The organism is Burkholderia sp. Bp9016, assembly GCF_003857765.1.
Lineage (GTDB): Bacteria > Pseudomonadota > Gammaproteobacteria > Burkholderiales > Burkholderiaceae > Burkholderia.
Map to the genome: position 1 here is coordinate 45,808 of NZ_QTPY01000023.1, position 14,163 is coordinate 59,970.

The following is a 14,163-nucleotide window of genomic DNA, read 5'->3' on the forward strand; positions in this document are numbered from 1 at the left end:
CCGCTCACGACTTCAGGGACACCGCACGATGATCGACCGACGCCACTTCATGACCGCCGCGCTGGCCGCGGCTGCCGGCCTGCGCTGGCATGCGGCGGATGCCGCCGCCGCGACGGCGGACCTCGATCCGCGCCAGGCCGGCCGGATCCGCGCGTCCCGCGACGACGCGGCGATTCGCGCAGCCAGCGGCTACCGCTGGGTGCGCGACGGCGCGTTCACGGTCGCGATCGCACCGCATGCGCCGCCCGTGTCGACCTATGCGACCGACGCCCGCACCGTGGTCGGCGCCGATCCCGACTATGCGCAACTGGTCGCCGATACTCTCGGCCGCACGCTCGTACTGCTGCCGATCGCATGGGCCGACTGGCCGCTGGGCCTCACGTCCGGCAAGTACGATGCGGTGATCTCGAACGTCGGCGTGACCGAGAAGCGCAAGGAGAAATACGACTTCACGACCTACCGGCTCGGGCTGCATGGCTTCTACGTCCGAACGGCCAGCCCGATCGCGAAGATCGACGGGCCGAAGGACATCGCCGGCTTGCGCATCATCACGGGCGCCGGCACGAGCCAGGAGCGCATCCTGCTCGAATGGAGCCGGCGCAACGTCGCGCAAGGGCTGAAGGCGACCGAACTGCTCTATTTCGACGACGATGCGGCGTCGCGCGTCGCGCTGCTGTCGGGCCGCGCCGATGCCGAGCTGAACCCGAACGCATCGCTGGCGTACGAGGCCGCGCGCGACGGCAAGATCCGGCGGGTCGGCGTCGTCAACGCGGGCTGGCCTGCAACCGCGGACGTCGCGATCGCGACGCGCCGCGGCAGCGGGCTCGCGCCGGCGCTCACGCTCGCGACGAACGCGCTGATCGGCAACGGCCGCTACGGGCAGGCGCTCGCGCGCTGGGGGTTGCAGAGCGAGGCGATTACGCGTGCGGAAACGAACCCGCCCGGCTTGCCGTCGTTCTGATGCGATGGACCGAGTCACCGCCGTGACGACGCCCGAAACGAAATCGCCCCGGCCCTCCGCAACGGAAATGCCGGGGCGAATCGCGGTAGCAGCCGTTTTTGTCTACGCGGTCACCGCCGCATCGTACCGGTCGAGCTCGGCAACGTGCGCGTGGACCGCCGGAATCAGCTTGCGCCCGTAATCGAGCGCGTCGTCGAGCGGATCGAAACCGCGAATCAGGAACGTCGACACGCCGAGCCGGTAGTACGCGCCGAGCGCCCGCGCGACCTGTTCGGGCGTGCCGACGAGCGCGGTCGAATTCCAGCGCGCGCCCGTCAGGTTCGCGACGCCCATCCATAACCGCTCGTCGAGCACGTCACCCTGCGCGGCCGCGGCCATCAATCGTTGCGAACCCGCATTCTGCGGTGCATGCCCGTCGATCGGCTGGCCGTTCGCGAGCCGGGCCGCCCGCACGCGCGCGCGGATCGCCTCGGCCTTCTCCCATGCAGCGGCTTCGGTGTCCGCGACGATGGGGCGAAACGACACGCTGATGCGCGGCGCGCGTCCGAACGGCGCGGCAGCGGCCCGCACGCGCGCGATCTGCTCGCGCACCGATGCGAGCGGTTCGCCCCACGTCATGTAGACGTCGGCGTGCTGCCCCGCGACGGCCAGCGCGGCCGGCGACGACCCGCCGAAGTAGATCGGCACGTGCGGACGCTGCGTGCCTTTCACGAGCGGCGACGCGCCGCGGATCCGGTAGAACTCGCCGTCGTGGTCGACCGGCGTGTCGGCCAGCCAGATGCGCTTCAGCACGTCGAGATATTCGCCGGTGCGGCGGTAGCGCGCGTCGTGCGGCACGAAGTCGCCGTCGCGCTGCAGATCGGCGTCGTCGCCGCCCGATACGACGTTCAGCGCGAGCCGCCCGCCGCTGAATACGTCGAGCGTCGCGATCTGTCGCGCGGCGGCCGACGGCACGATCACGCCCGGCCGGTGCGCCAGCAGGATGCGGATGCGTTCGGTCGCGGCGGCCGCGAACGATGCGACGACGAAGCCGTCCGCCGCGTTGCTGAAATGGCCGACCAGGATCTGGTCGAAGCCGGCCGTTTCGTGTGCGTGCGCGAAGCGCCGCACGTAGTCGGGCTGGACGGCGACGCCGCCCGGTACGTCGACCTCCGCGCCAGGTGTCGCGGTGATCATGCCGATGATGTCGACGGGCATGTCGGAGTGTCCTTCTGGTTGTCGACCGGAAATGGCCGGAACAATGGCCGGGATCGCGAACCCGCCGTGCGCCGCCGGCCGGCGCGGCACGGCGGCACGGTCACTGTGCGGCGGCCGTCTTTTGCGCCGGCGCCGCGAACGCGCCCGCATACGAGCGGTCGAGCAGCTTCGACGTGTCGTAAGCAGCCGGAATCACGCCTGCCTTGTGCAGGAAATCGGCCGTGTTCTGCGCATCCTTCGCCGCCGTCTCGTCGACCGGACCCACGCGCTGATGCGCGTTGTTGAGCCAGCGATACGCGACGTCGGGTTCGAGCTTCGCGCGCTTCGCCCACAGGTCCGCGTACTCGCGCGGATGGCTGTCGACCCACTGGCGCGCGGCAACCACGCGCTTCAGGAAATCCGTGATTTCCGCGCGCCTGGCCGTAGCCGCCTGCTCGTTCGCCGCGATGAAGCTCAGCGCGGGCATCAGTCCTTGCGCGGTCGTCACGGGCCGCGCGCCCTGCCGCAGGGCGAGCGTGCTGACGAACGGCTCCCACAGCGACACGGCATCGACCGAGCCGTTCGCGAGCGCATTGGTCGCGTCGATCGGCATCAGGTACGCGTACTTGACGGAATCCGCGCGCAGGCCCGCGTGTTCGAGCGCGCGCAGCACCAGCTGCTGGCTCCACGCGCCGCGCCAGACCGCGACGGTCTTGCCCTGCAGGTCGGCGACGGTGCGCACCGGCGAATTTTTCGGCACGAGGATCGCGACGCCGTCGAGACTCTGCCGCGACACCGCGACGACCTTCACCGGCGCGCCGCGCGCGGCCAGCGTGAGCAGCGCGGAATCGCCGAGAAAGCCGAGGTCGATCGCGTTGCCGTTCAGGCTCTCGGCGACGGGCGCGGCGGCCTGGAAGTGTTTCCACTCGATCGTGTAAGGCAGGTCCTTCAGCACGCCGGACGCCTCCATCGACGCCTGGATGTTGAAGTAATTCTGTTCACCGACGCGCAGCGTGACGGTGTCTTTCGCGAGGCCCGGCTGCGCGGCAAGCGCGAGCAGGAGCGCCGTGACGATTCGGCTCAACAACGTGATCTCCCCGGAGGTTGGCAGGCTGCCGCGCGACGGCGGCGCCCGGTTGTCCGCCGCGCACGATGGCCGGCGGACGGGATGGAACCGATGAAGATACGTCGATCCTCATCATGATACAAACGCAATATTCTGATATACAAAGATGCAAATATTTTATGAATTGCCGATCACGGCAGAGGCCATGCGACGCACTTCGCGACGCGCCGTTCGAATGAATCCTCGATAGATATTTCGTGTGCGAAATAAATCCCGGACTATATTTCGCATGCGAAATAACCCACCGAATGAGGGCCGTCATGACATCCGAACCCATCGAATTTGCCGCCGCCGACGGCTATACGCTGCGCGGCACGCTGTGGTCGCCGGACGCCGCGCCGCGCGCGCTCGTGCTGATTCATCCGGCCACGGCCGTTCCGGAACGGTTGTACGCGGGCTTCGCACGCTTCCTGACCGAGCTCGGGTTCGCGGCGCTGACCTACAACTATCGCGGCATCGGCGCATCGCGTCCCGCGCGCCTGAGCGCGTTGCAGGCCCGGATGCGCGACTGGGTCGAGCTCGATGTCGGCGCCGCCACCGCGTGGGCGCGGCAAGCGTACGGCGGGCTGCCGCTGCTGGCCGTCGGTCATAGCGTCGGCGGACATGCGATCGGGCTGTCGGCCGGCACCGCGCATCTGCGCGCGGCCGTGCTCGTCGCCGCGCATGCGGGCAGTACGCGACTGATTTCGCGCGCGGCGGAGCGCCTGAAGGTGCGGCTGATCCTGCGCGTGGCCGGTCCGCTCGCGTCCGCGCTGCTCGGCTACGTGCCCGGCAAGCGGCTCGGGCTCGGCGAGGACTTGCCGGCCGGCGTGTTCCGCGAATGGAGCCACTGGACCACGCTGCCGCGCTACTTCTTCGACGATCCGACGCTGGGTGCCGCCGAGCGTTTCGGGAAACAGCAGTTGCCGATCCTCGCGCTCGGCTTCGACGACGATCCGTGGGCAAACCCGCGCGCGATCGACCTGCTGGTAAGCTACCTGACCCGGGCGGCCGTCGAACGCCGCCAGATCGATCCGCTCGCGGCAGGCAGCGGACCGGTCGGGCACATGGGTTTCTTTCGCAGCCGGCCCGGCACAGTGCTATGGCCCGGTGTCGCCGACTGGCTCGCGCAGGTGCTCGATGCGTCACGCGCCGCGGATCGCCCATCCCTTTCCATTGCTACCGGGAACCGAGCTTGAGCGAAGACCGACGACTGTTTTTCCTGTTGAACATCGGCCAGCGGCGCGTGCAGCGCTGGATCGACCGCCAGGCCGAGACCGATACGCGGGCGAGCGCCGCCCAGGCCGGCGTGCTGTTCTGTCTCGCGAAGCAGGACGGCGCGCTGATCGGCGAAGTCGGCGCAGCGCTGCAACTGGCGCCGTCCGCGATGACGGGGCTCGCGGACCGGATGGCGAAAGCCGGCTTGCTCGCGCGTCACGCGGATTCGGACGACGGGCGGGCGACGCGCCTGTTCCTGACCGACGAAGGTCACGCGGCGCTCAAGCGCGCACGCGTGCTGCTGCGCGAACTCAACGGCAAGCTGTGCGACGGGTTTTCCGACGAGGAGCTCGAAGTCGTCGCGCGCTGGCTGCATGCGTTGCAGGACCGGTTTCCGGCGGAGCGCTGACGGGCGATTCGTTATGCGCGTTACTGTCGGGCGGCGGTCGCAGCGCGTTGCGAACCCGTCGGCATCCCGTTGATTTACCGAGAAAAATGCAAGGCGCGACGTCGCACGATCCACGGTGTTCGCGTAACCCGGCAAGCCTCGCCGACACACGATCCAGCACGCTCCCCCGCCGTCGCCCCCCTCGTTCCGCCGGCATTTTCCGCCCCGGCTTCCATTTCGTCGATCCGACAAAAACCCTACAACGACCTCCGTTTCGTTTGGAATTTGAAATGATATAACATATCATTTAGCATGCTCGTCCGCCTCGGATGCCGTTTCTACCGGGTGGCCGGGCCTCGTCGAGTCATGTTCCAGCGGGTTATTGCGCGTCGCATACGCAACAATATATCGTATCCATCGATGGCCCGCATGCCTCGTTTTCAATCCGATTCCAATCGTTTCACCGACCATGCGCGACCTCCCTCGTCTACCGCTTCGCCCGCTCCCGCCCGTTTCGCTGATGCTCTTCGCCGCCGTCGCGCACGCGCAGACCGATACGACCACCCCGGCGAATCCGCCGGCGGCCACGACGCTCGCACCGATCTTCGTGACCGCGAACCCGCTCGGCGACTCCGAACTGGTTGCGCCGACCACGCAACTGTCCGGCGACGCGCTCACGCGTCGCCAGGCCGACTCGCTCGGCGAAACGCTCAACGGCCTGCCTGGCGTGTCGACGACCACCTACGGGCCGATGGTCGGCCGGCCGATCATCCGCGGAATGGATGGCGACCGGATCAGGCTGCTGCAGAACGGCGTCGCGGCCTACGATGCGTCGTCGCTGTCGTACGACCATGCGGTGCCGCAGGATCCGCTGTCGATCGAGCGCGTCGAGATCGTGCGCGGGCCGGCCGCGTTGCTGTACGGCGGCAACGCGGTCGGCGGCGTCGTCAACACCATCGACAACCGGATTCCGCGCGAAGCGATCGAAGGCGTGACGGGTGCGCTCGACGCGCGCTACGGCGGTGCGAATTCGGTTCGCGCAGGCGCAGCGCAGGTCGAAGGCGGCAGCGGCGGCTTCGCGTTCCACGTCGACGCGTTCGATCGCGAGGCGAGCAAGCTGCGGATTCCCGGCTATGCGCGCAGCAGCGAGCAGCGCGCGATCGACGGCCCCGACACGCCGCAGCCGTACGGCAACGTACCGAACAGCGACGGCCGCGTGCACGGCGGCGCGGTCGGTGCGTCGTACACGTGGACGGACGGCTTCGCGGGCCTGTCGTACAGCGGCTACGAATCGAACTACGGTTCCGTCGCCGAGGACGACGTGCGGCTGCGGATGCGTCAGGAACGCCTCGCGTTCGCGTCCGAGGTGCGCAACCTGAGCGGGCCGTTCACGAAGCTGAAGTTCGACTTCGCGTACACCGACTACCGACACAAGGAGGTCGACAACGGCGAGACGGCGACCACCTTCCGCAATCGCGGCTACGAGGCGCGCATCGAGGCGCAGCACCGCAAGATCGGTCCGTTCGAAGGCGCAATCGGCGTGCAGTTCGGCCAGAATACGTTCTCCGCGCTCGGCGACGAAATGCTCGTGCCGTCCACGCGCACCAGCAGCGTCGCGCTGTTCGGACTCGAGGAATGGCAGGTCAATTCGGCGCTGAAGCTGAGCCTCGGCGGGCGCTTCGAGCACGTGACGGTCAACCCCGATCCGGCCGGCGTCGAGAAATTCGCGGGAGCGCAGCCGCGCGACTTCAATGCCGGCAGCGTATCGGCCGGCGCGCTGTTCTCGCTGACGCCGGTGTGGTCGGTCGCGGCGAACGTCGCATACACGGAACGCGCACCGACCTTCTACGAGCTGTACTCGAACGGCCCGCACGACGCGACCGGCCAGTTCCTGATCGGCAACCCGAACGCATCGAAGGAAAAAGCCGTGTCGACCGACCTGTCGCTGCGCTACGCGAGCGGCCCGAACCGCGGCAGCGTCGGCGTGTTCTACAACCGCTTCTCGAACTACCTGACCGAGTACAACACGGGCCGCGTCGTTGACGACGACGGCGAACCGGTCGCACCCGGCACCGATGGCGCGCTCAACGAAGCGATCTATCGTGGCGTGCGCGCCGAGTTCTACGGCGTCGAGCTGGACGGCAAATGGCGCGCGTTCTCGCGGCGCGGCCACACGGTCGACCTGGAACTGACCGCCGACTACACGCATGCGCGCAACGTCGATACCGGCCAGCCGCTGCCGCGCATCGCCCCGCTGCGCGCGACGCTCGCGGCCGACTACGGATACGGCCCGTTCGGCGCACGCGCGCAGGTCACGCATGCGTGGTCGCAGCACCGGGTGCCCGAGAACGACTTCTCGACGGACGGCTACACGTCGCTCGGCGTGATGCTGACGTACAAGTTCCGCATGCGCGCGACGCACTGGCTCGCGTACCTGCGCGGCGACAACCTGACGAACCAGGACATCCGCTACGCGACCTCGGTCGTGCGCGGCTTCGCGCCGGAAGGCGGACGCAGCGTGATGGCCGGCCTGCGCACGACGTTCTGATCGCCCCAGGCCTGCGGCGCCTGCCGCGGGCCTGTCCGGCGCCCGGGAAACCGGGCGCCGGTTTTCGTTTACCGGCATCGCCTGTTCCGCTGCCGCGCACCGCTCCGGCTTCATCTCGGCCCCGATTCGGCGCCGCCATCCGAATCGGATAAATCACCGATGCGGGTTATTGGAGCCCCCCTTTAAACGCCTTTGCTTTAAATGCAAACGATAAAACCCGCCTCGAATTCCGCGTATGAACAGATTCTCCCGCCAGTAATTTCATATTTTTGATAGAGGTCAAAAACACCCGCCGGGCGGGGCTTTCAGCAAAGTAACAAATTGGCATCAGGGTTTTCGACGAGTAAAGAAATATCAGGAATTCCCGTTAATGACGGCACGAGCCTGTATCCGCTCGAACAATAAATCCCCATCGCCAACCACTCGCACAGAGGCACATCGTGAAAATCGCCAGAATAAGCATCAAGGCAAAGCTGCTTGGCGGCTTCGGTTTGCTCGCCGCGGTCGTCGTGATCGTGTCCGGCATGGCGCTCAAGGCGCTGTCCGATACCAACGCCGAGTTTTCCCGGTACATGAACGGCATCAACGCGCGCGCGAACCTGTCGGCGCGCATCCGAACGGCGGTGGATCGGCGCGCGATCGCCGCGCGCAACCTGGTGCTCGTAACCAAGCCGTCGGACATCGCGCTCGAACTGGCCGAAGTGCAGCAGGCGCACAAGGACGTGCAGGACAACCTCGCAAAACTGAAGGACATGATCGCGAATGCGACCGACACGACCGATCGCGCGCGCCAGCTGGTCGGCGACATCGTGCGCGTCGAAACCAGCTACGGGCCCGTCGCGCTGAACATCGTCGGACTCGCGCAGGCCGGCAAGAAGGACGACGCGACCGTCGACATCGATGAGCACTGCCGTCCGTTGCTCGCGCAACTTGTTCAAGCGACCGATGCGTATGCAACCTATACGCACGAACGTGAAATCGCGATCGCGCAGGCATTCGCCGATCGCTACACGGCCGAGCGCAACCTGTTGTCGGCGATCTGCCTGGCCGCGATCGCGGTCGCGGTGGGTGGCGGCCTGTGGTTGACGCGCAAGATCACAGCACCGATCGGCGCGGCCGTCGACGTCGCGCGCACGGTGGCCGACGGCGATCTCGGCAGCCGTATCAGCGTGAGCGGCAACGACGAGACGCGCGATCTGCTCGAAGCGCTGCACACGATGAATGCACGGTTGATCGGCATCGTCGGTCACGTGCGCGATTCGTCGAACAGCATCGCGCATGCCGTCAGCGAGATCGCGTCGGGTAACCTCGACCTGAGTCAGCGCACCGAGGAACAGGCGGCGTCGCTGCAGGAAACCGCCGCGACGATGGAGGAATTCACGTCGACGGTGCGCCTGAACGCCGAGAACGCGCAGCAGGCGAGCTCGCTCGCCGCGAATGCGTCGGATGTCGCGCAGCGCGGCAGCGCGGTGGTCGGCCGCGTCGTCGACACGATGACGGAAATCGGCCACAGCTCGTCGAAGATCGCCGACATCACCGGCATCATCGAAGGCATCGCGTTCCAGACCAACATCCTCGCGCTGAACGCGGCCGTCGAAGCGGCGCGTGCCGGAGAACAGGGCCGCGGCTTCGCGGTCGTCGCGAGCGAGGTGCGCAGTCTCGCGCAACGTTCGTCGACCGCCGCGAAGGAAATCAAGGAGCTGATCACCGCGTCGGTGCAGACGATCCGGGACGGCTCGGCGCTCGCGGGCGAAGCCGGCAAGACGATGTCGGACGTGACGCAGGCCGTCGCGCGCGTGACCGACATCATGGGCGAGATCGCCGCCGCGTCGGCCGAGCAAAGTCGCGGCATCGATCAGGTGAACCTCACGATCACGCAGATGGACGAGACGACGCAGCAGAACGCGGCGCTCGTCGAGCAGGCCGCGGCCGCGTCGAAATCGCTCGAGGCGCAAGGCCGCGAGCTGTCGGAGACGGTATCCGCGTTCCGGATGCCGGCCGGCGAACACGCGAAGTCCGCGCACGCACGCGCGCATGCGGCAGGCGACGCATCGCACTGGCAGGCCGCTACCGCGTAACGGCGAACACGATGGCGCGGCCACGCGGAACGACGCCCGGCCGCGCCATCCGCATCGTGCTCGCGTGGGCGGTCGTTGCACGCGAGCGAGTGAAGCGGAACACCGCGAACACTGAATCGAACGAACCACTCCCCTTGCATGCGCTGACCAAGCATCCGCGCTCACCCCGCTTCCGCCCGGCACATCGCAGTCGATCAGCGCGACGCATTCGACCGAATCGACGCAATGCCGACGCGATTGCACTCGACGCGGCAGGTGCGCGAGCACGATCGTTCACACCACCGGCGACGCCTCTTCTCCTTCGTCCGCATCCCTATGCACACGCTGCATCTGCAGCACTGCGCAATTTCCGGTCCCGGCCGAAAAGCGCGATATGCAGCGACTGGCACATCGCTTTTACATGTCCGTTGATCCCGGTCATGCACTTTTAAATCAGCCGAATGACGAGTATGCTTAAAAAGCACCTCACGTTCGAACGGCGAATCGCATGCCCTGACTCCCGTCCGATCGTATCGCGGCCCCATCGCGCATTCTGCGTCGATGGCGGCGTCCGCTTCGCGCCCTGGCCGCATGAATTCCCCAACTATCGCAGGAGAACCGGTGAGCCGACTCGTCGTCGTATCCAATCGCATCGCAGATCCCCGTAAAGCCGCGGCCGGCGGGCTCGCCGTCGCCGTGAAGGACAGCCTGCAGGAGTCAGGCGGCGTCTGGTTCGGATGGAGCGGCAGGCTGCGAGGCGAAGGCGAGCGTCCCACGCACGGCGATGACGTGCAGATCCAGAACGTCGGCGGCATTCAGCTCGCGACGATCGATCTCGATCCGCAGGATTACGACGCGTATTACCTCGGCTACTCGAACAACGTGCTGTGGCCGGTGTTCCACTACCGGCTCGACCTCGCGCAGTTCGACCGGCGCTTCGCAGACGGCTACCGGCGCGTGAACCAGCTCTTCGCGCGCAAGCTGGGCACGCTGCTGCGCCCCGACGACACCGTCTGGGTCCACGACTACCAGCTGATTCCGCTCGCGGCCGAACTGCGGGCGATGGGTTGCCGGAATCCGATCGGCTTCTTCCTGCACATTCCGATGCCGCCGCCGCCGATCATGGCCGCGATTCCGGAACACGAATGGCTGATGCGTTCGCTGTTCGCGTACGACCTCGTCGGCTTCCAGACCGAATCGGACCTGCTGCACTTCGAGCACTACGTCGAAGCCGAAGCCGGCGCCGCACGATTGCCCGACGGCCGCCTGCGCGCGTTCGGCCGCACGCTGTCGGCCGGTGCGTTTCCGATCGGCATCAACGTCGACGAGTTCGCGGCGCTCGCGGAGAATCGCGACGGCATCGACATGTTCGAACGGATGCGCGACGAATACTCGCGACGCCAGTTGCTCGTCGGCGTCGACCGTCTCGACTACACGAAGGGGCTGCCGCAACGCGTGCATGCGTTCCGCCAGTTGCTCGAGCAGTATCCGGAGAATCGCGATCGCGCGACGCTGATCCAGATCGCCGCGCCGAGCCGCGAGGATCTCGGCGCGTACGACGATCTGCGCCGCGAGATGGACAGCCTGTGCGGCGCGATCAATGGCGACTACGGCGAGCTCGAATGGATGCCGATGCGCTACATCCACCGCACGGTGGCACGCAAGCGCCTGCCGGGCCTCTATCGCGCGAGCCGCGTCGCGCTCGTCACGCCGCTGCGCGACGGGATGAACCTCGTCGCGAAGGAGTTTCTCGCGGCGCAGGACGAAACCGACCCGGGCGTGCTCGTGCTGTCGCGTTTCGCCGGCGCCGCTGAACAACTGAAGCCGGCGCTGCTCGTCAATCCGTACGACACGCAAGGCACCGCGCAGGCGATCCAGCGCGCGCTCACGATGCCGCTCGAGGAGCGGCGCCAGCGTCATGACGCGCTGATGGCGATCGTGCGCAAGACCGACGTGCACTGGTGGCGCACGCGCTTTCTCGACGCGCTCGCGGAAGCGGCCGAAGTCGCCTCCGCGACCGAGTCCTGACGCGTCGCATCCACGTCTTGCCGACCGACAACGTGACGGCCATCGCACCGACGCGCACGCGCCCCGCATCGTTCTGCATCATGCCGACGTCGATACGCGCGCTGACCGGTTGCAGATCGACGCGCTGTTTTTCCAGCGCGAACGACAGGCTCGCCGCGAGCAACCGGACCGGGTTCGGCCCGCGCCCTTCTTCGCCGAGCGGCGGCGGTTGGTCGGTGAGCACCGGCGACAGATCGGTCCCGGCAAACGGGACTTCGAAACCGAAACGCGCGTGCTGCGCGATATCGACCGATACGTGCGCCTCGCTCATGGCGGCTCCGCGACTCGCAGGAGAAAGGGAAAGGAAACATCGGCACATGCGAATCGCAGCACCGGCGTGACGCGATCCTGACTGAGCGCGCGTCGCGCCGAGTGCGATCCGTGCTTCAGCGTTCGGGTTCGCGCGGCGTCCCGTACGCGACGAAATCGCGCTCGACTGCCGTTGCCTGTTCCGGCGCATTTGCACCTGTGGCTGGCGTGCAATCGACAGAAGCCGCAGAAGGTGCGGAAGGTGCGATATGTCCATCGATCAACGCCTGCAACGCGTCGCGTTCGAGCACTTCGCACTCGAGCAACCGTCGCGCGATCCGCTCCAGCACATCGCGACGCTCGCCCAGCGTCGCCGCGACACGCGCATGCGCGTCGGTCAACAGCGTGTGCACTTCGTCGTCTATCATCCGCGCGGTATGCTCGCTGCACCGGCCGTCACCCGCACGCCATCCGCCCGGCATGCCGGCACGCCCGTCGCCGTCGTCGAACGTCGCGAGCCCGATCTTCTCGCTCATTCCATACTGCATCACCATGTGACGCGCCATCGCGGTTGCGCGTTCGAGATCGTTCTGCGCGCCCGTCGACACGTCGCCGAACACGAGTTCTTCTGCCACACGCCCGCCGAGCAGCGCATCGATGCGATCGAGCAGCTCGCTGCGGCGCAGCACGTAACGATCCTCGGTCGGCACCTGCTGCGTGTAGCCGAGCGCCGCCACGCCGCGCGGAATGATCGACACCTTCTTCACCGGATCGCAATGCGCGCGGCTCTCCGCGACGAGTGCGTGACCGGCTTCGTGATACGCGATCGTCAGCTTCTCCTGCGCGTTCATCACGCGGCTCTTGCGCTCGAGGCCGGTGAGCGCGCGATCGATCGCCTCGTCGAAATCGTCCATCCCGATCGCCGGCTTGCCCAGTTCGGCCGCATGCAGCGCGGCTTCGTTGACGACGTTCGCGAGATCGGCGCCGACGAATCCCGGCGTACGCGACGCGAGCTCGCCAAGATCGATGTCGGTCGCGAGCTTCACGCGCTTCACGTGCACGCCGAGAATCTGGCGGCGGCCGTTTACGTCGGGCCGGTCGATCGCGATGTGACGATCGAAGCGGCCCGGGCGCAGCAGCGCCGGATCGAGGATTTCCGGCCGGTTGGTCGCGGCCATGATGATCACGCCGGAGCCGGCCTGGAAGCCGTCCATCTCGACGAGCAACTGGTTGAGCGTCTGCTCGCGCTCGTCGTTGCCCGACATCGGGCCGATGCCGCGCACTTTGCCGAGCGCATCGAGCTCGTCTACGAACACGATGCACGGCGCCTTCTGCTGCGCCTGCTCGAACAGGTCGCGCACACGCGCGGCGCCGACGCCGACGAACATCTCGACGAACGCGGAGCCGCTGATCGAGAAGAACGGCACGGCCGCCTCGCCGGCCACCGCGCGCGCCAGCAGCGTCTTGCCCGTACCCGGCGCGCCGACGACGAGCACGCCCTTCGGGATCTTGCCGCCGAGCCGCTGGTAGCGATCGGGGTTGCGCAGGAACGCGACGAGCTGCTGCAATTCGGCCTTTGCTTCGTCGATGCCGGCGATGTCGTCGAACGTGATGCCGGTTTCCTGCTGCACGTACACGCGTGCGCGGCTCTTGCCCATCCCGGTGAAGTCCTGCAGCCCGCCGCGCTTGCGCAGCATCAGGTTCCAGATGAACACGAACGCGACGAGCGGCACCAGCCACGACGCGAGCGCCGTGATCCAGCCGGTGTCGGACGCGCCGTGATAACGGATGCCGGCGGCGGTCAGTGCATCGATCAGTTGCGGGTCGGTCACGCGATTGGTCGAGAAGCGCCACGGCGTGCCGGCCGACTTCACGGCCTCGACCTCGGACGCCGGCAGCATCGGGCCGGCCTGCGGCATCTTCAGCGTGCCCGAGATCGACGTCGAGCCGATCTCGAGATCGTCGACGAGCCGTGCCGCGACGAGCCGGTGGAAGTCGCTGTACGCGATCATCGTGGACGCCGGCCGCAGCATCAGCAACTGCGCGGCGAACAGCACGAAGAAGCCTGCCGCGATCAGCAATCCCGCGTAGTCGAGTTTCCTGTCCATCGCCTCGGGCCGGCTGCGTGCACCGTACGGCGCGCTGACGCGTGCACGCGCGCCCGGCCGGCACACGGCATCGGCAGCCAGGCGCGCACCGCATGCATACGCGCCATCGTCGCCTCGTTTCGTCGCATGAATGACACCGCGGCGGCACCGTCGGCCGAGCCGCCGGGCGACCTTCTCCAGGGCAGCGCCATGACGCGCCGCCCTTCATTCAAGTCTAGTTCGCGCGCGCGCGTCGCGCAGCGTCCGACAAACACCTTTCGTCGGTACGGCCGGCCGCGGTATAGTC

Annotated in this window: 10 protein-coding genes; 7 read left to right on the forward strand and 3 right to left on the reverse strand. The window is 67.4% G+C overall.

Going from position 1 to position 14,163, the window contains the following annotated elements:
• Window positions 1-28 precede the first annotated feature (28 nt).
• The gene (locus DIE13_RS25135; RefSeq protein WP_124829799.1) at window positions 29-961 is read left to right on the forward strand and encodes an ABC transporter substrate-binding protein; all 933 of its coding nucleotides are present in this window, start codon (window positions 29-31) and stop codon (window positions 959-961) included.
• Window positions 962-1,063: 102 nt separating this feature from the next.
• On the opposite strand, the gene DIE13_RS25140 is transcribed toward DIE13_RS25135, so the two are convergent.
• Window positions 1,064-2,158: an LLM class flavin-dependent oxidoreductase gene (locus DIE13_RS25140; protein ID WP_124829800.1), complete on the reverse strand. Its 1,095-nt coding sequence runs from the start codon at window positions 2,156-2,158 to the stop codon at window positions 1,064-1,066.
• A 100-nt stretch (window positions 2,159-2,258) separates the two neighbouring features.
• Window positions 2,259-3,224, reverse strand: a complete 966-nt coding sequence (locus DIE13_RS25145; RefSeq protein ID WP_124829801.1) for an ABC transporter substrate-binding protein — start codon at window positions 3,222-3,224, stop codon at window positions 2,259-2,261.
• Between the two features lie 299 nt (window positions 3,225-3,523).
• Here DIE13_RS25145 and DIE13_RS25150 point away from each other — a divergent pair, with 299 nt between their 5' ends.
• The 6 genes from DIE13_RS25150 to DIE13_RS33025 all read left to right on the forward strand — a co-directional run bounded on the left by DIE13_RS25150 (window position 3,524) and on the right by DIE13_RS33025 (window position 11,872).
• The gene (locus tag DIE13_RS25150; protein WP_124829802.1) at window positions 3,524-4,441 is read left to right on the forward strand and encodes a serine aminopeptidase domain-containing protein; all 918 of its coding nucleotides are present in this window, start codon (window positions 3,524-3,526) and stop codon (window positions 4,439-4,441) included.
• Window positions 4,438-4,869 (forward strand): MarR family winged helix-turn-helix transcriptional regulator, encoded by a 432-nt coding sequence (locus DIE13_RS25155; protein ID WP_124829803.1) that lies wholly within the window; start codon window positions 4,438-4,440, stop codon window positions 4,867-4,869. Before DIE13_RS25150 ends, DIE13_RS25155 begins: the two co-directional genes overlap by 4 nt.
• Window positions 4,870-5,368: 499 nt before the next feature.
• A complete protein-coding gene (locus tag DIE13_RS25160) occupies window positions 5,369-7,396 on the forward strand; it encodes a TonB-dependent receptor (RefSeq protein ID WP_124829804.1) in 2,028 nt (675 codons plus the stop codon).
• 440 nt (window positions 7,397-7,836) lie between these two features.
• Window positions 7,837-9,474 (forward strand): methyl-accepting chemotaxis protein, encoded by a 1,638-nt coding sequence (locus tag DIE13_RS25165; protein WP_124829805.1) that lies wholly within the window; start codon window positions 7,837-7,839, stop codon window positions 9,472-9,474.
• Window positions 9,475-10,074: 600 nt separating this feature from the next.
• Window positions 10,075-11,481: an alpha,alpha-trehalose-phosphate synthase (UDP-forming) gene (otsA, locus tag DIE13_RS25170; RefSeq protein ID WP_124829806.1), complete on the forward strand. Its 1,407-nt coding sequence runs from the start codon at window positions 10,075-10,077 to the stop codon at window positions 11,479-11,481.
• 109 nt (window positions 11,482-11,590) lie between these two features.
• Window positions 11,591-11,872 (forward strand): hypothetical protein, encoded by a 282-nt coding sequence (locus DIE13_RS33025; protein ID WP_175760021.1) that lies wholly within the window; start codon window positions 11,591-11,593, stop codon window positions 11,870-11,872.
• A 34-nt stretch (window positions 11,873-11,906) separates the two neighbouring features.
• Here DIE13_RS33025 and ftsH read toward each other — a convergent pair whose 3' ends face one another.
• Window positions 11,907-13,877: an ATP-dependent zinc metalloprotease FtsH gene (gene ftsH, locus DIE13_RS25180; protein WP_124829807.1), complete on the reverse strand. Its 1,971-nt coding sequence runs from the start codon at window positions 13,875-13,877 to the stop codon at window positions 11,907-11,909.
• Window positions 13,878-14,163 lie beyond the last annotated feature (286 nt).